We start from the raw sequence: 24,410 nt of genomic DNA, 5'->3' as shown, positions 1-24,410 counted from the left end.
CTCAAACTCCAAGTACCAAGCCCGCGGACCCAACGTAGACCGGCATAGCTACAAAGCCACCATCGCGATCGACATCATCACAAACCATTGCGAAACACCCGCCGGACCTTAACCGAGCGGCGTTGCGGCTAGACGCCCGGCTGACGTTCGTCCCGTTAACCGCTCGCACTGCTGCTGTTCGTGGTGGTGCTTCGGCGACTGCCCGCAGCGGGTGGGGAGGGCGGCGGCGCTCGGAGGCCCGGGTCTTGGTGGACAAAGTGGTGAGCCGGCCCGCGCTGGTGCTGGTGGAGGCGGAGGTGGCGGGAGGGCGGGCGCACTTGTTGGCGAGGGACACCGTGTGCGATCAGGGCGGATCGGGGCTGCGCGACTAGGCTGGGTGGCAGCAGGATGCTCCGCTGAGGGGGTGAGCCAGGATGGCCCAGGCCGCTTTCGCGCCCGAGCCGGCGCCGCAGCCCACCGAGCCGTCGTTCGACGCGCTCCGGTGGCACGACGAGCCGTGGACCGCGCGGCTTGCCCTCGACCTCTTGCCGGAGACCAACGGCCCGAAGGTCGAGGTCCTGAGCGGAAGCGTGATCGTGACACCACATGCCGGAATCGACCACCAGTCGGTCGAGCGGGAGCTGCCCTACCTGTTGCACCGTGCCGCCCGCCGAGCGGGGCTCTGGGTCTATCCGGAGATCAATCTGATCTCTGGGAAAGACCTCTTCATTCCAGATATCGCCGTGTTGCGGGCCTCCGGTGGCGGCCGGTCGGCGGTGGATGTCAGCCAGGTCGTACTGCTCGGGGAGATCGTGTCGCCAGGTAACCGGCGCAAGGACGTGATCGACCGGCCGCGCGAGTACGCCGCCGCCGGCGTGCCCTTCTTCCTCCGCGTCGACCTCCGCAACCGGGTGCCGACGCTGGCGCTGTTCGAGCTGGTCGAGGGGGAGTACCGGCCGCTCGCCGCCGCCGCGGCCGGCACCACCTTCGTCATGACGCGCCCGTTCGAGTTCTCCGTCGACCCGGCCGACCTCCTCGACGAGGAGGCAGACGAGGAGGCCCAGGTCGGGGAACCGGACAGCACGACCTGAGGCTCCCAGCCGGCTCTCAGACACCCTGGGGAAGAATGACCGGGTGAGTTCTCCCCGCAATCTCGTCCTGCTCGGGTCGACCGGCTCGATCGGCACGCAGGCCATCGACATCGTCCGGCGTAATCCCGACCGGTTCCGGGTGGTGGCGCTCGGCGCGGGCGGCGGCAACGTCGAGCTGCTCGCCGCCCAGGCGCTCGAACTCGGCGTCGAGGCGGTCGGCGTGGCGAAGGCGTCGGCCGCGCAGGACCTCCAGCTCGCCTTCTACGCCGAGGCGAGCCGGCGCGGCTGGGCCACCGGCGACTTCCGGCTGCCGAAGATCGTGGCCGGGCCGGACGCGATGACCGAGCTGGCGCAGTGGCCGTGCGACGTGGTGCTCAACGGCGTGGTCGGCTCGCTCGGGCTCGCGCCGACCCTGGCGGCGCTGCGCGCCGGGCGTACCCTCGCGCTGGCCAACAAGGAGTCGCTGGTGGCCGGCGGCCCCCTCGTGAAGGCCGCGGTGACGCGGCCGGGGCAGATCGTTCCTGTCGACTCCGAGCATTCGGCGCTGGCGCAGTGCCTGCGCGGCGGCACCCGGGGGGAGGTGCGCCGGCTGGTCGTCACGGCCAGCGGGGGACCGTTCCGGGGCAGGCGGCGCGACGAGCTGACCGAGGTCACGCCGGAGCAGGCCCTGGCCCACCCGACGTGGAACATGGGCCCGGTCGTCACGATCAACTCCGCGACGATGGTCAACAAGGCGCTGGAGGTGATCGAGGCGCACGAGCTGTTCGACGTGCCGTACGCGGACATCACCGTGATGGTGCACCCGCAGTCGGTGATCCACTCGATGGTCGAGTTCGCCGACGGGTCGACGCTCGCCCAGGCCAGCCCGCCCGACATGCGGCTGCCCATCGCCCTCGGCCTCGGCTGGCCCGACCGGGTGCCCGACGCCGCCGCCGCCGTCGACTGGACGAAGGCCCACACCTGGGAGTTCGCCCCGCTGGACGACGAGGCGTTTCCGGCGGTGGCGCTGGCCAAGGCGGCCGGCGAGGCGGGGCGGTGCCGTCCCGCGATCTACAACGCGGCCAATGAGGAGTGCGTGGCGGCGTTCGTCGCCGGCCGGTTGCCGTTCCTCGGCATCGTGGACACCCTGCGGACAGTGCTGGACGCCGCTCCCGATTTCGACGAACCAGGTACCGTCGAGGACGTGCTTGCCGCCGAGTCGTGGGCGCGGGCGCACGCGCAGGAGATCATCTCGGCGTCGGTGGAAGGAGCTTGATGGCGTACCTGCTCGGGGTGGTGCTGTTCGCCCTGGCCATCCTCGTCTCGGTGAGCCTGCACGAGGCGGGGCACATGCTCACCGCCAAGGCGTTCGGGATGAAGGTCACCCGCTACTTCGTGGGCTTCGGGCCCACCCTCTGGTCGTTCAGGCGGGGCGAGACCGAGTACGGGATCAAGGGCATCCCGCTCGGCGGCTTCTGCAAGATCGTCGGCATGACGCCGCAGGACGACGACGTCGACCCGGCCGACGAGCACCGGGCGATGTGGCGGTACCCGGTCTGGAAGCGGACGATCGTGATGTCCGCGGGCTCCATCACCCACTTCGCGCTCGCGCTGGTCGCCACCTGGTTCATCGCGGTCTCCGCCGGCCTGCCCAACCCCGACTTCCCGAACACGGACGCCGAGGCCCGCCAGGAGCCGGCGGTGATCGGGGTGCACGACTGCATCCTGCCGGGGAGCACCCTGCGGGCGTGCCAGGCCGGCGACCCGGCCAGCCCGGCCGCCCAGGCCAACCTGCGCGACGGCGACCGGATCACCTCGCTCAACGGCACCCCGATCAACAACTACGGCGACCTGCTGGTCGCGCTGCGGGCGACCAAGCCCGGCGACACCGCCACCATCGGGTACGTCCGCGACGGCCAGCCCGCCACCACGCAGGCCGTGCTCGCCGAGACCCAGCGCCCGCCGCTGGACGACCCGAAGGGCCCGGTCGGCCCGGTCTCCGCGCTCGGCATCGGCCTCCGGTTCACGACCCCCACCGTGGTCAGCTACGGACCGCTGGAGGCGTTCGGCGCCACCGGCCGCTTCACCGGCGACATGGCCGTCGGCACGTACGAGGCGATCAAGCGGATCCCGCAGAAGGTCCCCGCCCTCTGGACGGCGATCACCGGCGGCGAGCGGGACGTGGACACCCCGATCAGCGTGGTCGGCGCCAGCCGGCTCGGCGGCGAGTTCGTGGAGAACGACGCCTGGCTGGGGTTCTTCATGCTGTTCGTCTCGCTGAACTTCTTCATCGGCGTGTTCAACCTGCTGCCGCTGCTGCCGCTCGACGGCGGGCACATCGCCATCGCCTGGTTCGAGCGCGCCCGGTCCTGGGTCTACGCGCGCCTGCGCCGCCCCGACCCGGGCCGCGTCGACTACCTCAAGCTCATGCCCATCACGTACGCGGTGATCCTGATCGGCGGCGTGTTCACGCTGCTGACCGTCACCGCGGACGTCGTCAACCCGATCACGCTCTTCTCAAGGTGAGTGCCTGAAGTGACCGCTGTCAGTCTCGGTATGCCCGTCGTGCCGCCCCCCGCGCTCGCCCCGCGTCGGGCCAGCCGCCAGATCATGGTCGGCCCGGTGCCGGTCGGCGGGGGTGCGCCGGTGTCGGTGCAGTCGATGACCACCACCCTCACCGCCGACGTCAACGCCACCCTCCAACAGATCGCCGAGCTGACCGCGTCCGGCTGCCAGATCGTCCGGGTGGCCGTGCCGTCGCAGGACGACGTGGAGGCGCTGCCGGCGATCGCGAAGAAGTCGCAGATCCCGGTCATCGCCGACATCCACTTCCAGCCGAAGTACGTCTTCGCCGCGATCGACGCCGGGTGTGCGGCGGTGCGGGTGAACCCGGGCAACATCCGGCAGTTCGACGACAAGGTCAAGGAGATCGCCAGGGCGGCCGGGGACGCGGGGGTGCCGATCCGCATCGGCGTCAACGCCGGCTCGCTGGACAAGCGGCTGCTCACCAAGTACGGCAAGGCCACCGCCGAGGCGCTGGTCGAGTCGGCGCTGTGGGAGTGCTCGCTGTTCGAGGAGCACGGCTTCCGGGACATCAAGATCTCGGTCAAGCACAACGACCCGGTGGTGATGATCCGGGCGTACCGGCAGTTGGCCGAGCAGTGCGACTACCCGCTGCACCTCGGCGTGACCGAGGCGGGCCCGGCGTTCCAGGGCACGATCAAGTCGGCGGTCGCGTTCGGCGCGCTGCTGGCCGAGGGGATCGGCGACACGATCCGCGTCTCGCTGTCGGCCCCGCCCGTGGAGGAGATCAAGGTCGGCGCCGCGATCCTGGAGTCCCTGGGGCTGCGCGAGCGGGGCCTGGAGATCGTCTCCTGCCCGTCCTGTGGGCGCGCCCAGGTGGACGTCTACAAGCTGGCCGAGGAGGTCACCGCCGGCCTGGAGGGGCTGCCGGTGCCGCTGCGGGTGGCCGTCATGGGCTGCGTCGTCAACGGCCCGGGCGAGGCCCGGGAGGCCGACCTGGGCGTCGCCTCCGGCAACGGCAAGGGGCAGATCTTCGTGAAGGGGCAGGTCGTGAAGACCGTCCCCGAGTCGCAGATCGTGGAGACCCTGATCGAGGAGGCGCTGCGGATCGCCGACGAGATGGGCGCGGAGATCCCCGAGGACCTGCGGGACCTGGTGCCGGGGGCCACCGTCACCGTCCACTGAGCGACCGACGGACCGAAGGGTGGCTGTTCCGCGCCGAACAGCCACCCTTCGGCGTGTGCGGGCCCCGGATCACTCCGACTCGGCGAGGATCGCGTAGAGCTTGCGCCGGGTCTCGTCGAGCACCTGGGCGGCCCGCTCCCGCTGGTCGTCGGTGCCGGTCATCATGACCTGCCGCAGCGCGTGCATCGCCTGCGCGCCGGCGTCGCGGATGTCGTGCCAACTGGCGACCGTGCCCTGGGCCAGCTCGGCCCACGGCGGGGCCTGGGCCGCCTCGCCGGCCTCGGCGCGGCCCTGCTCGGTGAGGGTGAACCGCTTCCGACCGCCGCCCGACTCGTCGGTGGCCGCGATGACGCCCTCGTCCTCGAGCAGTTGGAGCGTCGGGTAGATCGACCCGGGGCTGGGCCGCCCGGCGGTCCGGAGCCGGCGGGCCGCCGGCCCGGCCGGCTGGTCGACCCGCGCGGGGGCCGCTTGATCTGGCAGGCTGGTATCCGTGCTGACGGTGCCGGTACGGCAACTGGGGGAGTCGGAACGCCGCGCGGTGGAGCGGCTGCTCGACCTGGACCCGTTCGCGGGCGCGCAGGTCGCGGAGCGGGTCGCGGCCCGCGGGCTGGCCTGGTGGCGGGCCGAGGGGCGGATCCTCGGGTACGGCACGCGCCGCAACCTGGAGTCGATCTGCTGGCTCGGCGGCAACCTGACCCCGGTGCTCGCCTCGGAGCCCGCAGTCGCCGCCTTCGCCGACCTGCTCGCCGCCGAGGAGCGGCTCTGCTCGTCCATCGTGGGGCGGGCCGACGCGGTGCTCGGGCTCTGGGACCGGCTCGCCGCGCACTGGGGCCCGGCCCGCGACGTCCGTCCCAACCAGCCGCTGCTGGTCACCGACGCGCTGCCCGCCGTGGCCGCCGACGACCAGGTGCGCCGGGTGCGCGGCGGCGAGGTCGACCAGCTGTTCCCGGCGGCCGTGGCCATGTACACCGAGGAGGTCGGCGTGTCGCCGCTGGCCGAGGACGGCGGTCGCGGCTACCGGCGGCGGGTCGCCGACCTGGTCCGGGCCGGCCGGGCGTACGCCCGGTTCGTCGACGGCCAGGTGGTGTTCAAGGCCGAGCTGGCGGTGGTGACCCGGCGCACCGCGCAGGTCCAGGGGGTCTGGGTGGCCCCGCCGTGGCGCGGCCGGGGCATCGCCACGGCGGCGATGGCGGCGGTGGTGCGCGACGCGCTGCTGCGGGTGGCCCCGACCGTCAGCCTGTACGTCAACGACTTCAACCTGCCGGCCCGCCGGGTGTACGAGCGCTGCGGCTTCCGCCCGGTCGGCACCCTGGCCACCGTCCTGTTCTGAAAGGAAGGGTCCCCTGTTAACGCCTCTGGCACAGCAGGGGGCTTCTGTTAACGGCGCGACCCCGGATCGGCCGGCGCGCCCCTTTCGGTAAATGCGTTGTGCGCCCCCGCCCGGATCGCGCAGGGTGGAGGCACCGCCACCCCACGTCCGGAGGGACCGAGCATGCGCCTTTTCCGCGACCTGTGGGCGACCTCGCCGCGCCGCATGACGCTCGTGGCCGTGCTGGTGGTGCTCGGCGCCGCGGGCCAGGCGTCCGCCGCGGCGCTCGCCGGCCCGGTGCTGCTGCACCGCTCGGGCGGGCTGTTCACGCTCCTCGCGGTGGCGCTCTGCGCCGCCGTCTTCACCGACCTCGCGATCAACCTGCTGATGGCCGGGCTGACCGCCGACTGGTCCGCGGCCGTCCGGCGGCGGCTGTGCCGGGTGGCGTTCGGGCAGGACCTGCCCACGCTGGAGGCCACCCCGGTCGGCGAGCTGCTGGACCGGATCGACGGCGACGTCTACCAGGTCGCCTCCGAGCTGCGCGGCCACGGCACGCGGATCGCGCAGATGGCCGCCACGGGCCTGCTCTCGGTGATCGTCGCCCTCGTCGTGTGGTGGCCCGCCGGGCTGAGCATGCTCGCGTTGGCCGCGCTGCTCGCGGCCGTCCTGCGCCGGCCGACCCGGCGGATCGCCCCGGCCCGGATGGCCGAGGAGGAGGCGTGGACGGACCTCGCCGCCGTGATGGAGGAGGCCGTCCACGGCCAGGACGACGTGCGGACCAGCCTCGCCCGGCCGTACGTGCTGCGGCTCTACGCCCGGCGGGCGAGGGAGGTGCTGGTCCGGGGCCAGCGGGTGTGGCGGATGTCGGCCGTCGTCAACGCGGGCGGCACGGCGGTCATCCGCGCCGGGATCGTCGGGGTGGTGCTCGGCGGGGCGTGGGCGCTGGCCACCGACCGCATCGACCCGGCCCGGCTGACCGCCGTCTGGCTGCTCGTGGTCGGCTTCGGCGCGACCGTCGAACACATCAGCCGGATGGTCCCCGAGTTGCAGTACGCGCTCGGCGCGTGGGGCCGGGTGCAGCTGCTGCAGGCGGCGCCGCAGGAGCCGGCCGGCGGGCGGGAACCCGCCGAGGGTGACCTGGTCGTCCGCGGCCTCACCTTCCGCTACCCGACGTCGGGCGCCGACGGCGAGCGCGCCCCCGCGCTGCGCGACGTCTCGCTGACCTTCGCCCGCGGCCGGTCGTACGCCCTGGTCGGGCGGACCGGGTCCGGCAAGTCAACCCTGGCCAAGGTGCTGACGCGGGCGGTCGGGCTGCCCCGCGGCACGGTGTTCCTCGGCGGGACGGACCTGCTCGACCTCGACGTGGAGCGGCTGCGCCGGTGGATCGCCGTGGTGCCGCAGCGCACCGAGATCCTGGCCGGCACCCTCGCCGAGAACGTCGCGCTGTTCGACCCGGACCTGCTCGACGACGCCGCCCGGGCGCTGGACGAGCTGGGGCTGTCCGGCTGGATCGCCGGGCTGCCCGACGGCCTGCGCACCCGGCTCGGCGACGGCGGGCACGTGCTGTCGGCTGGGCAGGAGCAGCTGGTCGCGTTCGCCCGCATCCTGGTCCGCGACCCGCGCGTGGTGATCCTCGACGAGGCCACCGCCCGGCTGGATCCGGTCACCGAGTCGCTGGTGCAGCGGGCCACCGAGCGCCTGCTGGCCGACCGGATCGGCATCGTCATCGCGCACCGGCTCTCCTCGGTCCGCCGCTGCGACGAGGTGGTGATGATGGCCGACGGCCGGGTCGTCGAGGCCGGCCCGCTGCGCGAGTCGGAACGGTTCGCCGAGCTGCTGGCCGTCAGCCACGCGTCCGCGTACGCCGAGGCGGGGGTCGGCGGGCGGGGCGCCGCCGTGCTGACCGGCCCGCCGCCGGAGCGGCCGGCCGCCGCGCTCCCCGTGCCCGCCGTGGCGCCCGCCGCGGCCCTGCCCCGGGTCGCGCCGCCGCAGGTGCCGCCGGCGCCGCCCGCCCGGACGCTGCGGGAGATCCTCCGGCTGACCACCAACGACCCCCGGTACGGCCTGGCCGCGGTCTCGCTGTTCACCGTGGGCGGGCTGCTCGGCCTGGACGGCACGGTGCTGCCCTGGCTCTGGGCCGACCTGGTCGGCGGCACCGGCGGGCCCTGGTGGCCGGCCCTCGGGATCGTCGCCGCGCTGCTGCTGACCGTGCCGATGCCCTACCTCACCAGCATCTGGTTCCCGAACTGGTGGGTGCGGCAGAACCTGCGGATCAGCCTGCGCCTGGTGCACGGGCAGACCGGCCCACGCCGGATCAGCGGCCACACGCCGGCCGAGGTCGTCGCCCAGGGCGGCGACACCGAGCGGGTGGTGATCCTCGCCGACAACGCGCTCGACCAGGTCGTCGCCGCGGTCGCCGTGGTCGCCATGACGGTGGTGACCGGCAGCATCGTGCCGGGGGCGTTCTTCGCCGGCACGATGGTGGTCTCCGGGCTGGCGGCGACGGCGTTCGGGCCCCGGCTGGAGCGCTCGGCGCGGGCCACGGTCGCGGCGCGGGCCGCGTTCGCCACCGCGCTCGTGTCGTCCCTGTCAGCCGCCCGTACGGTGAAACTGGCCGGCTCCACCGGGCCGGTGCTGGCCCACCTGGCCCGCCTCGACCGTACCCGCAGCGAGCGGCAGCGCCAGGAGATCGCGGTGCAGGTGTGGGCGCGGTCGACGCCGTCGGTCATGAGCGGCCTGCTGCCGATCGGCGCGTGGGCGCTCTACCTGGCGGGTGGGCTCTCCGCCGGGGCGACGCTGGTCGCGGTCTCCACCCTCGCGGCGGCCCGCTGGTTCGCCTGGACCACGGCGTCCCTCGTCTCCCAGATGCCGTCGGCGCGGGTGTGGACGCGGCGGACGGTGGCGATGGCCGGGATCGGGGCGTACTCGGCGCCCGTGCCCGGGGTGGACATGGTCGCCGGGACGGCGCCCGCGCCGGAGCCGCCGGCCCGGCGTCCGCTGCGCCGGCTGGAGCTGGACGGCTTCGGCGCGCTGCACTCCGACGGGACGCTCGCCGTCCGCGACGTCGACCTGACCGTCGAGCGCGGGCAACTGGTGCTCGTCGTCGGGCCCGTCGGCTCGGGCAAGTCGTCGCTGCTGCGCGCCCTGGCCGGGATCGTGCACCACACCGGCACGCTGCGCTGGAACACCGAGCCGGTGACCGAGCCCGAGCTGTTCCTGCGCCCCCAGCAGGTCGGGTACGTCGGGCAGCTGCCCCGGGTGCTCTCCGGCACGGTGGCCGACAACATCGCCCTCGGGCACGACGTGGACGCCGCCGCGGCGGTGTCGACGGCCCAGCTGGAGCACGACCTGGCCGCCGCCGGGGCGGGGACGGGGCTGCTCATCGGGCACAAGGGGACCCGGCTGTCGGGCGGGCAGTTGCAGCGGCTGGCGCTGGCCCGGGCGCTGGCCCCGCGTACGGAGCTGCTGGTGGCCGACGACGTGTCGTCGGCGCTGGACGTCACCACCGAGCTCGCGCTGTGGTCGGCGCTGCGCGAGCACGGCGTGACGGTCATCGGCTCGACCTCGAAGCGGGCCGCGCTGGTGCGCGCCGACCAGGTGGTGGTGCTGGTCGACGGCGCGATGGCGGCGTGCGGCCCGTGGCGCGACCTGGAGCCCACCTGGGGCCACCTGGCCGGCTGACCCCAGGCCGGCCGGTCAGAACGCGCGGGCGTACTGCGGCGGCCAGGACGGGGCCGCGCCGAGCCTGGTCGCCGCCCGGCGGGGCCAGTACGGGTCGCGCAGCAGCTCCCGGCCGAGAAGGACCAGGTCCGCCTCGCCGTCGGCCACGATCTGCTCGGCCTGCTCCGGCTCGACGATCAACCCCACCGCGCCGGTGGCCACCCCCGCCTCCCGGCGGATGCGCGCCGCCAGCGGCACCTGGTATCCGGGGCCGACCGGGATCGTCGCGGTCGCCGACGCGCCGCCCGAGGAGGCGTCCACCAGGTCGACGCCGGCCGCCGCCAGCTCCCCGGCGAGCACCACGCTGTCGTCGACCGTCCAGCCGCCCTCGGTCCAGTCGGTGGCGGAGATCCGGGTCAGCACCGGCACCCGCTCGCCGACCGCCGCGCGGACGGCCCGGGCGACCTCCAGGGTCAGCCGCATCCGGTCGGCCCGGTCGCCGCCCCACCCGTCGCCGCGCTGGTTGGTCAGCGGGGAGAGGAACTCGTGCAGCAGGTAGCCGTGCGCGGCGTGGATCTCCACGGCGGCGAAGCCGGCGTCCAGCGCGCGTGCGGCGGCGCCGGCGAACGCCTCGACCACGGCCGCGATCCCGGCCTCGTCCAGCGCGGCCGGCACCCGGTAGTCGGGGACGAACGGCTCCGCGCCGGGGCCGACCGGGGTCCAGCCGCCCTCGGCGTCCGGCACCCCGCCGCGCCGCCCGGCCCACGGCCGGTACGTCGACGCCTTGAACCCGGCGTGCGCGAGCTGGACGGCCGGCACCGCGCCCTGCGCGGCGACGAACGACGTGACGGGCCGCCAGGCGTCGACGTGGGCGCCCGACCAGAGGCCGGTGTCCTGCGGGCTGATCCGTCCCTCCGGCACCACGGCGGTCGCCTCCGTCAGCACCAGGCCGGCGCCGCCGACGGCGCGGGCGCCGAGGTGCACCCGGTGCCAGTCGGTCGGCAGGCCGTCGGGGCCGGCGCTGTACTGGCACATCGGCGCCAGGGCGATCCGGTTGGGCAGGGTCACCGCGCGCAGGGCGAGCGGGGTGAACAGGGCACTCATGTCGTGGTCCTTTCCGAGAGGCCCATGTCGTGATCGTTCTGAGAGGCCGAGGAGGGCCTCCTCGGGAAGAGGCCCTCCTCGGCGTACGGGGGTCAGGCGGGGACGGGATCCAGCCGGCCGGACGCGGGCCGGTCCGCCTCCAGCGGGCCGACCGGGTCGCGGCGGCCGGCCGCGTCGTACGCGGCCCGGTCCAGGGTGCCCTCGCGGGCGGCGACGACGGTCGGGACGAGCGCCTGCCCGGCCACGTTGGTGGCGGTGCGGATCATGTCGAGGATCGGGTCGATCGCCAGCAGCAGGCCGGCGCCGGCCAGCGGCAGGCCCAGCGTGCTCAGGGTCAGCGTGAGCATCACGATCGCGCCGGTCAGGCCGGCGGTGGCGGCCGAGCCGACCACCGAGACGAACGCGATCAGCAGGTAGTCCGTGACGCTCAGGTGCACCCCGAAGACCTGCGCGACGAAGATCGCCGCGAGGGCCGGGTAGATCGCCGCGCAGCCGTCCATCTTCGTGGTGGCGCCGAACGGCACCGCGAACGAGGCGTACTCGCGGGGGACGCCGAGGCGCTCGACGGCGCGCTGGGTCACCGGCATCGTGCCGACCGACGAGCGGGACACGAAGGCCAGCTCGATGGCCGGCCAGGCGCCGGCGAAGAAGCGCAGCGGGTTGAGCCGGCCGGCGGCCAGCAGCACCACCGGGTACACGACGAACAGCACGATCGCGCAGCCGACGTACACGGCGGTGGTGAACTTCGCGAGCGGGGCCAGCAGGTCCCAGCCGTACGAGGCGACGGCGTTGCCGATCAGGCCGAGGGTGCCGATCGGGGCGAGCCGGATGACCCACCAGAGCGCCTTCTGGACGATCTCCAGCAGGGCGCGGTTGAGCGCGACGAACGGCTCGGCCTTCTCGCCGACCAGCAGCGCGGCGGCGCCCACCACCAGGGCCAGGAAGACGATCTGGAGCACGTTGCCCTCGACGAACGCGCCGACCGGGTTGGTCGGGACGATGCCGGTGAGGAAGTCGGTCCAGGAGCCGGTCCGCTTCGGCGCGGCGGCGCCGGACAGGTCGAGCGTGACCCCCTTGCCGGGGTCGGTGAGCAGGCCGAGGCCGATGCCGACGCCCACCGCGATCAGGGCGGTGACGCCGAACCAGAGCAGCGTCTTCAGCGCCAGCCGGGCGGCGTTGGCCACGCCGCGCAGGCTGACCACGCTGACCACGATGGCGGTGAAGACCAGCGGCGGCACGGCCAGCTTGAGCAGCTGGACGAAGAGGCCGCCGACGGTGTGGAGGGTGCTGGTCAGCCAGCTCACGTCGTTGGCGCGGGCGACGAAGCCGAGCGCCACGCCGAGCACGAGGCCGAGCAGGATCTGCAGGGAGAAGGGAAACTTGCGCAGGGCGGAAGCCATGAGGACGAGTCCAAGGGGTCTGGGGTCGGTCGGGGCAGCGTCAGGAAACGGGCTGCGCCGGACAGACGCCGCTGGCCTGCAGTCGGAGGTCGACATACAGGCGCACGGTCAGGTGCCAGACGTTGGTCATCGCCGCACGACGATACGCCCGGCGTCCGGGAGGCTGGAAGGGGCGCCCGGCGTGAGGCTCCTTACATGCGGCGCAGGGCGAGGGCGGCGGCGGTGGCGAGGCCCCAGGCGCCGCACACCGCGAGCAGCACCCGCTCCAGCACCCCGACGAGCGCGCCGCGGCCGACGCCGAGCATCGCCAGGCCCACCGCGCCGGAGGCGAGCAGGCCGGGCCGCGGCCCGCAGCGCCGCGGGCAGCGCCGCCGCGAGCAGCAGCAGCGCCGCGGCCAGGGCGGCCACCCCGATCCGGTACGCCGTCGCGTACGCGCTGTCGACGACGCCCGCCTCGCTGACGTACCCGGTCAGGCCGGGACCCGGCCCGGCGACCACGGCGAGGGTCACCGCGGCGGCGCCCGCCAGGACGCAGCCGGCCGCCGTCCCGGCGGCGACCCGGGCGGGCCAGCCGGTCCGGCCCGGCTCAGCCACGTCCACCGCCCGCGGAGGTCTCTGCGCTGAACTGGGCCCGGGCCATGCCGCCAACCTAGTCGCTCGGCGCGCCGATATCCTGGCCCCGCGTCGCCGTGACCCGGCGGACCCCCGTGTCGGCCTTCCCCACCCCCGAAGGGCAACGTCGATGACCGTCGCATACCTCGTGGCCGGTGTCCGCACCCCGATCGGCCGGTACGCCGGCGCCCTGTCCGGGGTACGCCCCGACGACCTCGCCGCGCACGTCGTCCGCGAGCTGGTCGCCCGGCACCCGGCGGTGGACTGGTCCCGCGTCGACGACGTGATCCTGGGCTGCGCCAACCAGGCCGGCGAGGACAACCGCAACGTGGCCCGGATGGCCGCGCTGCTGGCCGGCCTGCCCGGCGAGGTGCCCGGCAGCACCGTCAACCGGCTCTGCGGCTCCGGCCTGGACGCCCTGGCCACCGCCGCCCGGCAGATCGTCGCCGGGGAGGCGGAGCTGGTGGTCGCCGGCGGGGTGGAGAGCATGAGCCGGGCCCCGTTCGTGATGCCGAAGGCCACCTCGGCGTTCTCCCGCTCCGCCGAGGTGTACGACACCACCATCGGCTGGCGCCTGGTCAACCCGCTGATGGAGAAGGGGTGGGGCATCGACTCGATGCCCGAGACGGCGGAGAACGTGGCCGCCGAGTACGGCGTCGACCGCGCCGCGCAGGACGCCTTCGCGTACCGGTCGCAGCAGCGGGCCGCCAAGGCGCAGGCCGACGGCCGGTTCGCCGAGGAGATCGTGCCGGTGACCGTGCCGGCCGGGCGGCGCGAGACGAAGCTGGTCGAGGTCGACGAGCATCCCCGGGAGACGTCGCTGGAGAAGCTGGCGGCGCTGCCCACCCCGTTCCGGGAGGGCGGGACGGTGACCGCCGGCAACTCCTCCGGCGTCAACGACGGCGCGGTCGCGCTGCTGGTGGCCTCCGAGGCGGCGGTGGCCCGGTACGGCCTGACCCCGCTGGCCCGGGTCACCGGCGCCGCCGCCGCCGGCGTCCCGCCCCGGATCATGGGGATCGGTCCGGTGCCGGCCACCCGCAAGCTGCTCGACCGGCTCGGCGTCGGCCTCGACGCGGTCGACGTGATCGAGCTGAACGAGGCGTTCGCCGCCCAGTCGGTCGCCGTACTGCGCGAACTCGGGCTGCCCGAGGACGCCGAGCACGTCAACCCCAACGGCGGCGCGATCGCGCTGGGCCACCCGCTGGGGGCCAGCGGCGCCCGGCTGGCGCTCACCGCCGCGCTGGAGTTGCGCCGCCGCGGTGGCCGACGGGCGCTGGCCACCATGTGCGTCGGCGTGGGGCAGGGCATCTCGCTGATGCTGGAGTCCGCCGCCTGACCCCGGCCCCCCGCGCCCGGCCGTCGGCTTGGGCGGGCGAACGGCCCTTATGGATCTCGCGAAGCGTGGAGCCGGCGGCTGGATCTCGCGAAGCGTGGAGCCGGCGGCCTAGAGTGCACACAGACCCCTCGGTCGTCCCGGCGGTGTCGGTGTGCCCACGCGCGCCCGGCGGCCGGGGCGGCCCGCGGGGGAGCGGCGACGACTGGGGGGCGACGCGTGCCGGACGGACTTCCCACCGTACCCGACCCCGGCGGCGCGGACCTCAGCCACGCCGGCGCCCAGACGTACGCCGCCGAGTGGGCCCGGACGGCGCGCCGGCTCGGATTCGTGCCGGTGGGCGCGGCCGAGACGGAGCGGCTGCTGCTCCGGCACACCGTGCGGCTGGCCCGGGCGCTGCTCGCCGAGCCGTTCACCGCCCGGCCGGCCGAGGAGATCGGCCGGGCGCTGGTGGAGGCGCACCTGGCCGAGCCCCGGCTCCTCGACTGGTCGGTCACCGCGCTCGCGGAACGCTTCGCGGCCCAGGTGCTGCCCGCCCGGGCGCAGCTGCCCGGGACGGCCGAGCGGGTCGCCGCCCTCTCCGGCGGGCTCGCCGGCGGGTTCGCGCGGGCCCTGCGCGACCGCACGTTCAGCCAGCAGGAGCGCATCGCCCGCAGCGTGGGGCAGGCCCGGGACAGCGTCGAGAAGGCGCTGCGGGACAGCGAGGCCAGGTTCCGCGCGGTCTTCACCGGGGCGGCCATCGGCATCGGCATCGCCGACGTGGACGGGCGGATCGTCGACGTCAACGGGCCCTTCGCCGACATGTTCGGCTACTCCGTGGAGGAACTGCGGCAGATCAGGGTGGCGGCGCTGTGCCACCCCGACGACGCCGCCGCGATGAGGGAGCTCTACCAGCAACTGGCCGAGGGCAGGCGGGACTCTGCGCGGGCGGAGAAGCGCTACCACCGCAGGGACGGCCGCCTCGTCTGGACCGACCTGGCCCTCTCGCTGATCCGGCACGAGGACGGCCGGCCGCGCTTCGTCGTGGCGGTGGTCGAGGACATCACCGAACGGCACGAGCTCCAGCAGCGGCTGCGCTTCCAGGCGCTGCACGACCCGCTGACCGGCCTGCCGAACCGTACGCTGTTCTTCGAGACCCTCGGCCAGGTCCTCGACGACGCCGGCCCGGACGACCGGATCGGGGTGTGCTTCCTCGACCTGGACGGCTTCAAGGCGGTCAACGACAGCCTCGGGCACGACCGGGGCGACCGGCTGCTGACCGTGATCGCCCGCCGGCTGGCCGAGTGCGTGGCCCAGCACGGGCACCTCGTCGCCCGGATGGGCGGCGACGAGTTCGTCATCCTCGTCGACGGTGGGGAGGGCCTCGACGACGCGGTGGCCGTCGCCGAGATGGCCCTGGCTGCCGTCTCCGCCCCGGTGCACGTCGGCGACCAGCAGCTCGCGGTCTCGGCCAGCATCGGGATCGTCGAGTGCCGGGCCGGGGAGACCAGCGCGTCGGAGCTGATGAAGGCCGCCGACACCACCCTGTACTGGGCCAAGGCGGAGGGCCGGGGCCGGTGGGCCGTTTACGACCCGGAGCGCGGCGCCCAGGACATCGCCCGTTCCGCCCTGCTCGCCGGCCTGCCGGCGGCGCTGGACCGGGGCGAGTTCGTGGTCCACTACCAGCCGATCGTGTCGCTGCTCGACTGGTCGATGGTGGCGGTGGAGGCGCTGGTCCGGTGGCAGCACCCGGAGCTGGGCCTGCTTGGGCCGGACCGGTTCATCGGGCTGGCCGAGGAGACCGGCCTGATCGTCCGGCTCGGGGAGTGGGTGCTCGGCCAGGCGTGCCGGGACGCCGAGGCGTGGCGGCGGACGTTCCCCGACGCGCGGCTGGTGGTCAGCGTGAACCTGGCGGCCCGGCAGGCCGACGACCCGGACATCGTGGAGACCGTCGCGGGTGCGCTGGCCCGCACCGGGCTCCCGGCCGGCCTGCTCCAGCTGGAGCTGACCGAGAGCGCCGTGATGGGCACGGCGGGGGAGCCGCTGCGGTCGCTGCACCGGCTCGCCGACCTCGGCGTACGGCTGGCGATCGACGACTTCGGCACGGGATACTCCAACCTGGCGTACCTGCGGCGGCTGCCGATCCACTGTCTGAAGCTCGCCGGCCCGTTCGTGGAGGGCATCCGGTCCGACGACGCCGGGGGCCCGGCCGACCACCGGGACGAGCGGATCGTGGACGCGCTGGTCCGGCTCGCGCACGCGCTGGAGCTGTGGGTCACCGCCGAGGCGGTGGAGACGGAGGCGCAGGCCGAGCGGCTGCGCGCGTTGCGTTGCGACACCGGGCAGGGCTGCTGGTTCGGCCCGCCGGTGCCGGCCGACGAGATCACCGCCCGGCTGCGCGCGGCCCGCTGACCGTCCCCGTGTCGGCGGCATGGCGGTGTCCGGTCCGCGCACGCCGCTAGTTGATCGTCTCCGTGTCGGCGGCATGGCGGTGTCCGGTCCGCGCGAACCCCGCCATGTCGGCGACACGGTGCGGCCGGTCGGCGGGGCGACGACGCGGGACGCCCTTGGGATGCGGCGGGTTGCCGCAGGAGAGAGAGGTGGGTGTCCCGCGCCGTCGCAGGCCGGGCGTTTGCCGAGCGCCCGGCGGGAGGCCCATCGCGATCGGGCCTGGTCACAGGCTCAAGGATGCGGCCAGGGACGCCCGGCCGGCAACGCGATTTCGCGCGCCCGGCCCGGCCGGTCGCCGGCGGGGCGGCTCCCGGAGTGCGGGTCGGCGAAGCTCATCCCGTAGATCCCGGCGATCGCGAGCCCTTCCCCGGTCAGGACCGCCTGGCCAGCCCGAGGAACGCGCGCCAGGCGGCCGGGGCGAACGTGAGGGCGGGGCCGGCCGGGTCCTTGCTGTCGCGTACGGCGACCACGCCGGGCAGGTTGTCGGCCACCTCGACGCAGTTCCCGCCGCTGGCTCCGCTGCGGCTGGACTTGCGCCACCGGGCGTCACTGAGGTCCATGATGACCCTCCACTTCCTTCATCAGCTCGACGGACTGCCGGCGCGGGAGCGCCTCGTTACGGACACCTTCCCACCTCGCCAGCAAACTGGCCACATCGTCCTCGTCGTCGACCACCACGCCGCCGAGCTGGTTCTCCAGGTGCCCCACCCAGCCGCCGTCGGCGGACCGGGCCAGCGCGAACGGCCCGGACGCGCCGATGTGCAGGCCGGCCTCGGCCGGGATGACGTGGATGTGCACGTGCGGCAGCTCGGCCAGGGCGACGAGGTGGGCCACCTGCTCGGCCATGACGCCGCCGAGCCCGTCGCCGCTCTGGCGCAGCACCCGCTCGTCGAGGACGGCCACCACCTGCGGCGGATTGTCGCCGGCGAGGATCTTCTGCCGCTCCAACCGGGCGGTCACCCGCTGGTCGACCGTTTCGTGGGGCAGGGTGTCGTCGGTACGCAGCACGGCGCGGGCATAGTTCTCCGTCTGGAACACGCCCGGGACCAGCAACGGCTCGTACAGCCGGAGCTGCCGGGCGTCGCGCTCGGCCTCCAACCAGGGCCGGAACCAGACCGGCTGCCGGTCCCGCCTGGCCATCTCCAGCAGCGACATGAACAGGCCACCCGTCTCCAGGGCCTCGTCGGCCCGGGTGAGGTAGTGGGCGTCGACCGGGCGCTGCCCCAGCTCGACGGCCGAGATCTGCGACCCCGAGTAGTGCATGCGCCGGCCGAATTCCTCCTGGCTCAGCCCGGCGGCCATCCGGTGCCGGCGGAGCTGGGCGCGGATCAGGTCGGCGATCGGCTCACCTTGCACGGTTCCTCCACGATTCCGGCGGTCGTCATGACGCGAACGCCTCCGCACCGTAGCGGCGCGCTCACCCGACTGTCATCCAGGCGGACCGGCGTGTCAGAGGGTGCCTGTCCGGGCATTGACGGTGATCCGGTCAGGCAGTAGACCTTTGTGATGGAGGCTTGCCCATGAGCCCAGCTCCCTCGTCCAGCACAGCTCCCCTGTCCCTGGAAGAGTTGCGCGTCGCCGTCGCCGACGGCGCGCTCGACACCGTCGTGCTGGCCCTGGTCGACATGCAGGGCCGGTTGCAGGGCAAGCGGTTCCACGCGCCCTACTTCCTCGACCAGGTGGTCGAGCACGGCAGCGAGGGGTGCAACTACCTGCTCGCCGTGGACGTCGACATGAACACCGTCGACGGGTACGCGATGTCGAGCTGGGAGCGCGGCTACGGCGACTTCGCGATGGTGCCCGACCTGGCGACCCTGCGCCGGGTGCCCTGGCAGCCCGGCACGGCCCTGCTGCTGGCCGACCTGGCCTGGCTGGACGGGTCCGGCCCGGTGGCCGCCTCGCCCCGGCAGATCCTGCGCCGCCAGCTCGACCGGCTCGCCGCGCACGGGCTGACCGCGTACGCGGGCACGGAGCTGGAGTTCGTGCTCTACCGCGACTCGTACGAGGACGCCTGGCGGCGCGGCTACCGCGACCTGACCCCGGCCAACCAGTACAACGTGGACTACTCGCTGCTCGGCACCGCCCGGGTCGAGCCGCTGCTGCGGCGCATCCGCACCGAGATGGCCGGCGCGGGCCTGACCCCGGAGAGCGCCAAGGGCGAGTGCAACCTCGGCCAGCACGAGATCGCCTTCCGCTACGACGAGGCGCTCACCTGCGCCGACAACCACGTCGTCTACAAGAACGGGGCGAAGGAGATCGCCGCCCAGGAGGGCATGTCGATCACCTTCATGGCCAAGCCGAACGCCCGGGAGGGCAACTCCTGCCACATCCACTTCTCGCTGCGGGACGCCGAGGGCCGCTCGGCGATGCGCGGCGACGGCCCGGCCGGGCTGAGCGTCACGGGGCAACGGGTGCTGGGCGGCCTGCTGGCCACGATGCGGGAGTTCAGCCTCTTCTTCGCCCCGAACGTCAACTCGTACAAGCGCTACCAGCCCGGCTCGTTCGCGCCGACCGCGCTGCGCTGGGGCACGGACAACCGCACCTGCGCGCTGCGCCTGGTCGGGCACGGCGAGGGCCTGCGGGTGGAGAACCGGGTCCCCGGCGCGGACGTGAACCCGTACCTCGCGATCGCCGCCCTGGTGGCCGGCGCGCTGCACGGCGTCGAGCGGGGGCTGGAGCCGGGCGAGGAGTGCGCGGGCAACGCGTACGCCGACCCGCACGCCGACCGGGTGCCCGCCACCCTGCGCGACGCCCTCTCCCTCTGGGAGTCCTCCACGATCGCGCGGGAGTCCTTCGGCGCCGAGGTGCACGCCCACTACGCCAACCTGGCCCGCGTCGAGCTGACCGCCTTCGACGCGGCGGTCACGGACTGGGAGCTGATCCGTGGCTTCGAACGCCTCTGACCCCGTGACGCGGGTGCTGGACCCGGCCAGCGAAAGCGTGATCGCTGAGATCGCGGACACCCCGGTCGGGGAGGTGGACGCGGCCATCGGGCGGGCGGTGGCCGCGTACGAAACGTGGCGGGCCGTGGCGCCCGGGGACCGGGCGCGCCTGCTGCGGCGGTTCGCCGCCGTCGTCGACGCGCACCTTGAGGAGTTGGCCGCGCTGGAGGTTCGCAACGCCGGCCACACCATCGGCAACGCGCGGTGGGAGGCCGGCAACGTCCGGGACGTGCTCGACTACTACGCGGGCGCGCCGGAGCGGCTCACCGGCCGGCAGATCCCCGTGCCGGGCGGGCTGGACGTCACGTTCCACGAGCCGCTCGGCGTGGTCGGGGTGATCGTCCCGTGGAACTTCCCGATGCCGATCGCGGCGTGGGGGTTCGCCCCGGCGCTCGCCGCCGGCAACACGGTGGTCCTCAAGCCGGCCGAGCTGACCCCGCTGACGGCGCTGCGCCTGGCCGAGCTCGGCCGCGAGGCGGGCCTGCCGGAGGGCGTGTTCACCGTGCTGCCCGGCCGGGGCGCCGTGGTGGGGGAGCGGTTCGTCACCCACCCCGCCGTACGCAAGATCTGCTTCACCGGCTCCACCGAGGTCGGCACCCGGATCATGGCCGGCTGCGCCGCCCAGGTGAAGCGGCTCACCCTGGAGCTGGGCGGCAAGAGCGCCAACATCGTCTTCGCCGACGCCGACCTGGAGCAGGCGGCGGCCACCGCCCCGTACGCGGTGTTCGACAACGCCGGCCAGGACTGCTGCGCCCGCTCCCGGCTGCTGGTCCAGCGCCCGGTGTACGACCGGTTCCTGGAGCTGCTGGAGCCGGCGGTGCGCGCCCTCCGGGTGGAGGATCCGGCGCGGGAGACCGCCGAGATGGGCCCGCTGATCTCCGCCGGCCAACGCGACCGGGTCGCCGGGTACGTCGACGGCGCGAAGACGGCCTTCACCGGCTCCTGCCCCGACGGCCCCGGCTTCTGGTACGCCCCGACGGTGCTGCTCGCCGACTCGCCGGCCGACCGGCACTGGCGGGAGGAGGTGTTCGGGCCGGTGGTGTCCGTGCTCCCGTTCGACGACGAGTCGGACGCGGTCCGGCTGGCCAACGACACCGAGTACGGCCTGTCCGGCTCGATCTGGACCCGGGACGTGGGCCGCGCGCTGCGGGTGGCCCGGGCGGTGGAGTCGGGCAACCTCAGCGTCAACTCGCACTCCTCCGTGCGGTACTGGACGCCGTTCGGCGGCATGAAGCGCTCCGGGCTCGGCCGCGAGCTGGGCCCGGACGCGCTGCACGCCTTCACCGACGTCAAGAACGTGTTCATCTCGACGAAGGAGTGAGCGCCGTGCAGGGACGGCTTCAGGACCGGGTTGCCGTGGTGACCGGGGCGGGCAGCGGCATCGGGCTGGCCACCGTGCGGCGGTTCGCCGCCGAGGGGGCGCGGGTGGTCTGTGTGGACATCGACGCCGAGGCCGGCAAGCGGGCCGCCGACGAGGTGGGCGGGGAGTTCGTGGCCGCCGACGTGGCCGACGAGGCCGCCGTGCGGGACCTCTTCGACGGGGTGGTCGAGCGGCACGGCCGGGTGGACGTGGCGTTCAACAACGCCGGCATCTCCCCGCCCGAGGACGACTCGATCCTGGAGACGGGGCTGGACGCCTGGGAACGGGTGCTGCGGGTCAACACCACCAGCGTCTACCTCTGCTGCAGGCACGTCATCCCGCACATGCGCCGGCAGGGCAGGGGGTCGATCATCAACACGGCGTCCTTCGTCGCGCTGATGGGAGCGGCCACCTCGCAGATCGCGTACACGGCGAGCAAGGGCGGGGTGCTGGCGATGACCCGGGAGCTGGGGGTGCAGTTCGCGCGCGAGGGCATCCGGGTCAACGCGCTCTGCCCCGGCCCGATCGCCACCCCGCTGCTGCTGGAGCTGTTCGCCAAGGATCCGGAGCGGGCCGCCCGCCGGCTGGTGCACGTGCCGATGGGGCGGTTCGGCCGGCCGGAGGAGATCGCCGCGGCGGTGGCGTTCCTGGCCAGTGACGACTCGTCGTTCATGACCGCCGCCCAGTTCGTGGTCGACGGCGGGATCACCGGTGCGTACGTCACCCCACTGTGAGCGGGGTCGCGAGCCGGGCAGTTGACGACGGGGCCCGGGGCGACGTCACGACGAGCCACGCGCAGGGAGCGCCGGATGGGCGGAATGCGTTACGTTGCTGTTCCGTCTGGGTACCAAGGCGGGCACGGCGGCCGGCCAGGCGGGACCGTCGGGGGGGGCACGGTCTGCGCGGGAGGGTGCATGAGCTTGGCCCAGGGGGGCGAGGACGGGGAAAAACCGTCCGGCGGGATGGTCCAGGCGGAACTTCCCGCCCTGCTCAGCGCGGCGTTCGAGGCCGGTGGCGAGATGGGGGGCAGGCTGCGCGGGTTCGACTGGTCCGCCACCCCACTCGGGCCTCCGTCGGAGTGGTCGTCGGCGCTGGTGCACGCGGTCGGGACGATGCTCTCCTCCCGGGCGCAGATCGTCATGTTCTGGGGGCCTGAGCACCGCGCCTTCTACAACGACGTCTACCGGCCGACGATCGGCGCCAAGCATCCCCACGCCCTCGGCCAGCCCGCGCGGGAGCACTGGGTGGAGACCTGGGACGTGCTCGGGCCGCTGCTGGAGTCGGTCCGCGCCACGGGCGAGGCGTACCGGGGCGAGGACCACCCCTTCGTGCTGGACCGCCACGGCTTCCTGGAGGACGTCTACTTCGACGTCTCGTACGACCCGATCCGGGAGGCCGACGGCAGCATCAACGGCGTCTTCTGCATCGTCAACGAGACCACCGGCCGGGTGCTCGGCGAGCGGCGGCTGCGGGCGCTGGCCGAGCTCGGCGCCGACCTGGTCGAGGTGGCCGACGGTGCGGAGTTGGGGCCGGCCGCCGCCCGGGCCCTGGACCGGCACCGCGCGGACGTCCCCTTCGGCCTGGTCTACCTGCCCGACTCCGCCGGCCGGCTCGCGCTCACCGGCCGCAGCGGCCTCGCCGCCGCCGAGGTCACCGCCGCCGCCGAGGTCACCGGCGCCGCCGAGGGCCTCGCCGCTGTCGGCGGTCCCACTGCTGTCGACGGCCCCGCCGGCGGCGGCCCCGGCTCGGTCGGCCCGGTGCCGCTCGGGGCGCCGGCGGCTGCCGTGCTGGCCCGGGTCGCGCGCGGTGGGCCCGCCGCCGCCGTGGACGTCGCCGAGCTGCTGCCCGACGTGCCCGAGGGCGTCGCCCGGCAGGCGCTGGTACTGCCGGTCACGGCGGCCGACGAGCCCGTGGGCGCGCTCGTCGTCGGGATCTCCGCCCGGCTGCCGCTCACCGCCGAGTACCGCACGTTCTGCGACCTGGTGGCCGCGCAGCTCTCCCGGGCCGCCGGCAGGCAGCGGGCGTACGAGCAGGAGCGCCGGCTGCGCGGGCAGACCATCCGGCGGCTGCGCGCGTTGGCCGACGCCGCCGTCGCGGTGAACACCGCCCGGTCCACCGCCGAGGTGCTCCAGGTGGCCGCCCGGCACGCCCTGGGCCTCACCGGGGCCGTCCGGGTGGTGGTCACCGCCGCCGGTGCGCGGTACGAGGCCGACGGCGGCGGGACGGCGGCCGTCGAGCCGTCCGTCGTGCTGCCGCTGACCGGCACCACCGGCGAGCAACTCGGCGAGCTGCGGGTCTGGGCCGACGACGAGGGCGACGTCGAATCCGGTCGGGCCGCGCTGGCCCAGTTCGCCCGGCTGATCGGCGTACGGCTGGAGAACGCGCAGCTGTACGAGGCCGAGCACCGCATCGCCAGCACCCTCCAGCACAGCCTGCTGCCCCGGTCGCTGCCCCAGGTGCCCGGGGCGGTGGTGGCCAGCCGCTACCTGCCCAGCAGCGCCGACGCCGAGGTCGGCGGCGACTGGTACGACGTCATCCGGCCGGACGGCGAGTTGGTGCTGGTCATCGGTGACGTGGTCGGCAAGGGTGTGCGGGCCGCCGCGGCGATGGGTCAGCTCCGCAACGCGCTGCGCGCGTACGTGCTGGAGGGTTACGACCCGGGCGAGGCGCTGACCCGGCTCAACCGGCTCGTCTGCTCCGCCGAGCAGCTGTCCTTCGCGACCGTGGTCTGCCTCAGGTTCGATCCCGGCGCCGGCCGGCTGCGCTACGCCAGCGCGGGACATCCGTCCCCGCTGCTGATCAAGGGGGGCGACGTGACTCTTCTGCACGATCGGGCGCTCGGGCCGCCCGTCGGCGCCATCCCCGCCACGACCTACCGGACCGTGGCGGACACCCTGACCACCGGCACCCGGCTGCTGCTCTACACCGACGGCCTGATCGAGGACCGTCAGCTCGGCATCGACGCCGCCCTCGGCCAGCTCCGCGAGGACGCCACCCAGCCCGGCGAGCACGTCTCCGACCTGATCGACGCGGTCGTCGCACGGGTGGCCGTCCGACCCCGCCGCGACGACGTGGCGGTGCTCGCGCTGGAGGCGACCGAGCCGCACCGCTTCTCGCTGCGGCTGCCGGCCGACCCGACGCGGCTGAGCGTGCTGCGCAAGCGGCTGGAGGACTTCCTCGTCGCCCACCGGGTCGGCGCGACCGACGTGTTCGACCTCACCGTGGCGGTCTCCGAGGCCGCCGCGAACGCCATCGAGCACCCGGTCGAACCGGCCGAACCGACGATCGGCGTCGAGGTGACCGTCGCCGACGGCGAGGTGGTGGCCACCGTGCGGGACAGCGGCCGGTGGCGGGAGCCGACCGGCGCGGGCTTCCGGGGGCGCGGGCTGGCGCTGATCAGGGCGCTCGGCGAGCTGACCGTCAGCCGTAGCGCCGAGGGGACGGAGGTGACGCTGCGCCGACGGTTGCAGGACTGAGGCGCGCCGGCGGCCGGGGCGTGGGGC

18 protein-coding genes are annotated in these 24,410 nt (G+C 74.4%); 12 read left to right on the top strand and 6 right to left on the bottom strand.

The features are described 5' to 3' along the window. The first annotated feature begins 413 nt into the window (after positions 1–413). The 4 genes from ABGB16_RS24910 to ispG are packed head-to-tail and all read left to right on the top strand — an operon-like array spanning position 414 to position 4,757. Complete coding sequence (locus ABGB16_RS24910) at positions 414–1,070, top strand: Uma2 family endonuclease (RefSeq protein WP_347670512.1); 657 nt, start codon at positions 414–416, stop codon at positions 1,068–1,070. Positions 1,071–1,113: 43 nt separating this feature from the next. After that, positions 1,114–2,325: a 1-deoxy-D-xylulose-5-phosphate reductoisomerase gene (gene dxr / locus ABGB16_RS24905; protein WP_347670511.1), complete on the top strand. Its 1,212-nt coding sequence runs from the start codon at positions 1,114–1,116 to the stop codon at positions 2,323–2,325. Next, positions 2,325–3,575, top strand: a complete 1,251-nt coding sequence (locus ABGB16_RS24900) for a site-2 protease family protein (protein ID WP_347670510.1) — start codon at positions 2,325–2,327, stop codon at positions 3,573–3,575. Before dxr ends, ABGB16_RS24900 begins: the two co-directional genes overlap by 1 nt. 9 nt (positions 3,576–3,584) lie before the next feature. After that, positions 3,585–4,757 carry a flavodoxin-dependent (E)-4-hydroxy-3-methylbut-2-enyl-diphosphate synthase gene (gene ispG / locus ABGB16_RS24895; RefSeq protein WP_347670509.1) on the top strand — a complete coding sequence of 391 codons (1,173 nt, stop codon included), beginning with the start codon at positions 3,585–3,587 and terminating at the stop codon, positions 4,755–4,757. Positions 4,758–4,826: 69 nt separating this feature from the next. Here ispG and ABGB16_RS24890 read toward each other — a convergent pair whose 3' ends face one another. Next, positions 4,827–5,408 (bottom strand): PadR family transcriptional regulator, encoded by a 582-nt coding sequence (locus ABGB16_RS24890; protein ID WP_347670508.1) that lies wholly within the window; start codon positions 5,406–5,408, stop codon positions 4,827–4,829. Here ABGB16_RS24890 and ABGB16_RS24885 point away from each other — a divergent pair. After that, the gene (locus ABGB16_RS24885) at positions 5,296–6,087 is read left to right on the top strand and encodes a GNAT family N-acetyltransferase (protein ID WP_347670507.1); all 792 of its coding nucleotides are present in this window, start codon (positions 5,296–5,298) and stop codon (positions 6,085–6,087) included. The genes ABGB16_RS24890 and ABGB16_RS24885 overlap by 113 nt on opposite strands. A 162-nt stretch (positions 6,088–6,249) precedes the next feature. After that, the gene (locus tag ABGB16_RS24880) at positions 6,250–9,747 is read left to right on the top strand and encodes an ATP-binding cassette domain-containing protein (RefSeq protein ID WP_347670506.1); all 3,498 of its coding nucleotides are present in this window, start codon (positions 6,250–6,252) and stop codon (positions 9,745–9,747) included. A 15-nt stretch (positions 9,748–9,762) separates the two neighbouring features. Here ABGB16_RS24880 and ABGB16_RS24875 read toward each other — a convergent pair whose 3' ends face one another. The 3 genes from ABGB16_RS24875 to ABGB16_RS24865 all read right to left on the bottom strand — a co-directional run bounded on the left by ABGB16_RS24875 (position 9,763) and on the right by ABGB16_RS24865 (position 12,547). Then, the gene (locus ABGB16_RS24875; protein ID WP_347670505.1) at positions 9,763–10,830 is read right to left on the bottom strand and encodes an NADH:flavin oxidoreductase/NADH oxidase; all 1,068 of its coding nucleotides are present in this window, start codon (positions 10,828–10,830) and stop codon (positions 9,763–9,765) included. 92 nt (positions 10,831–10,922) lie between these two features. After that, entirely contained in the window at positions 10,923–12,218 is a 1,296-nt protein-coding gene (locus tag ABGB16_RS24870) for a dicarboxylate/amino acid:cation symporter (protein ID WP_347670516.1), read from the bottom strand. Positions 12,219–12,421: 203 nt separating this feature from the next. Then, on the bottom strand, positions 12,422–12,547 hold the full coding sequence (locus ABGB16_RS24865; RefSeq protein WP_347670504.1) for a hypothetical protein: 126 nt from the start codon (positions 12,545–12,547) through the stop codon (positions 12,422–12,424). A gap of 425 nt (positions 12,548–12,972) precedes the next feature. Here ABGB16_RS24865 and pcaF point away from each other — a divergent pair, with 425 nt between their 5' ends. After that, complete coding sequence (gene pcaF / locus ABGB16_RS24860) at positions 12,973–14,178, top strand: 3-oxoadipyl-CoA thiolase (protein WP_347670503.1); 1,206 nt, start codon at positions 12,973–12,975, stop codon at positions 14,176–14,178. A 216-nt stretch (positions 14,179–14,394) separates the two neighbouring features. After that, the gene (locus tag ABGB16_RS24855) at positions 14,395–16,566 is read left to right on the top strand and encodes an EAL domain-containing protein (RefSeq protein ID WP_347670502.1); all 2,172 of its coding nucleotides are present in this window, start codon (positions 14,395–14,397) and stop codon (positions 16,564–16,566) included. A 410-nt stretch (positions 16,567–16,976) separates the two neighbouring features. Here ABGB16_RS24855 and ABGB16_RS24850 read toward each other — a convergent pair whose 3' ends face one another. Beyond that, positions 16,977–17,165, bottom strand: a complete 189-nt coding sequence (locus ABGB16_RS24850; protein WP_347670501.1) for a DUF397 domain-containing protein — start codon at positions 17,163–17,165, stop codon at positions 16,977–16,979. Further along, positions 17,152–17,961 (bottom strand): helix-turn-helix transcriptional regulator, encoded by an 810-nt coding sequence (locus ABGB16_RS24845; RefSeq protein WP_347670500.1) that lies wholly within the window; start codon positions 17,959–17,961, stop codon positions 17,152–17,154. The genes ABGB16_RS24850 and ABGB16_RS24845 overlap by 14 nt, the downstream gene beginning before the upstream one ends. A gap of 164 nt (positions 17,962–18,125) precedes the next feature. On the opposite strand from ABGB16_RS24845, the gene ABGB16_RS24840 reads away from it, so the two are divergent. The 4 genes from ABGB16_RS24840 (at position 18,126) to ABGB16_RS24825 (ending at position 24,383) form a co-directional block, all read left to right on the top strand. Beyond that, complete coding sequence (locus ABGB16_RS24840) at positions 18,126–19,508, top strand: glutamine synthetase family protein (RefSeq protein WP_347670499.1); 1,383 nt, start codon at positions 18,126–18,128, stop codon at positions 19,506–19,508. Positions 19,509–19,512: 4 nt separating this feature from the next. Further along, a complete protein-coding gene (locus ABGB16_RS24835; RefSeq protein WP_347670515.1) occupies positions 19,513–20,868 on the top strand; it encodes an aldehyde dehydrogenase family protein in 1,356 nt (451 codons plus the stop codon). A 5-nt stretch (positions 20,869–20,873) separates the two neighbouring features. Next, positions 20,874–21,641 carry a 3-oxoacyl-ACP reductase gene (locus ABGB16_RS24830; protein WP_347670498.1) on the top strand — a complete coding sequence of 256 codons (768 nt, stop codon included), beginning with the start codon at positions 20,874–20,876 and terminating at the stop codon, positions 21,639–21,641. A gap of 180 nt (positions 21,642–21,821) precedes the next feature. Next, complete coding sequence (locus ABGB16_RS24825) at positions 21,822–24,383, top strand: SpoIIE family protein phosphatase (RefSeq protein WP_347670497.1); 2,562 nt, start codon at positions 21,822–21,824, stop codon at positions 24,381–24,383. The last annotated feature ends 27 nt before the right edge of the window (positions 24,384–24,410 follow it).

Origin of the sequence: Micromonospora sp. B11E3 (assembly GCF_039871625.1) — a bacterium.
Taxonomy (GTDB): Bacteria; Actinomycetota; Actinomycetes; order Mycobacteriales; family Micromonosporaceae; genus Micromonospora.
The sequence above is the reverse complement of the archived record's forward strand: the minus strand, read 5'-3'. Positions and strand labels throughout refer to the sequence as shown.

Coding starts and splice junctions, on each gene's coding strand:
- ABGB16_RS24850 (WP_347670501.1), bottom strand. CDS start 17,165: ATGGACCTCAGTGACGCCCGGTGGCGCAAGTCCAGCCGCAGCGGAGCC.
- ABGB16_RS24900 (WP_347670510.1), top strand. CDS start 2,325: ATGGCGTACCTGCTCGGGGTGGTGCTGTTCGCCCTGGCCATCCTCGTC.
- ABGB16_RS24840 (WP_347670499.1), top strand. CDS start 18,126: ATGAGCCCAGCTCCCTCGTCCAGCACAGCTCCCCTGTCCCTGGAAGAG.
- ABGB16_RS24910 (WP_347670512.1), top strand. CDS start 414: ATGGCCCAGGCCGCTTTCGCGCCCGAGCCGGCGCCGCAGCCCACCGAG.
- ABGB16_RS24875 (WP_347670505.1), bottom strand. CDS start 10,830: ATGAGTGCCCTGTTCACCCCGCTCGCCCTGCGCGCGGTGACCCTGCCC.
- ABGB16_RS24825 (WP_347670497.1), top strand. CDS start 21,822: ATGAGCTTGGCCCAGGGGGGCGAGGACGGGGAAAAACCGTCCGGCGGG.
- pcaF (WP_347670503.1), top strand. CDS start 12,973: ATGACCGTCGCATACCTCGTGGCCGGTGTCCGCACCCCGATCGGCCGG.
- ABGB16_RS24880 (WP_347670506.1), top strand. CDS start 6,250: ATGCGCCTTTTCCGCGACCTGTGGGCGACCTCGCCGCGCCGCATGACG.